Origin of the sequence: Burkholderia sp. ZZQ-2 (genome assembly GCF_050768715.1) — a bacterium.
GTDB lineage: Bacteria > Pseudomonadota > Gammaproteobacteria > Burkholderiales > Burkholderiaceae > Burkholderia > Burkholderia cepacia.
Genome location: NZ_LDVA01000054.1, coordinates 1 through 224 on the forward strand (window position 1 = coordinate 1; position 224 = coordinate 224).

A 224-nucleotide genomic window follows, 5' to 3' on the forward strand; every position below is an offset into this window, starting at 1 on the left:
GTCGCGGGCTCCGGGTCACCGTGATCGAGAAGCACGCCGACTTCCTCCGCGACTTCCGGGGCGACACGATCCACCCCTCCACCCAGGAGCTGCTGGATGGACTCGGATTGCTCGACGACTTCCTGGCGCGCCCGCACGCCGACATGTCGGAGGTCACGCTCAGCTGGCACGGCACCGAACTGACCCTGGCCGACTTCTCGCACCTGCCGACCGCGAGGAAGGTG

At 68.3% G+C, this 224-nt stretch carries 1 protein-coding gene; it reads left to right on the top strand.

Annotated features, from left to right (window positions below; all coding sequences use genetic code 11):
- Nucleotides 1-224 (top strand): FAD-dependent monooxygenase (locus tag ABY44_RS01750; RefSeq protein ID WP_431640784.1); only part of this gene is annotated, 224 nt, incomplete at both ends.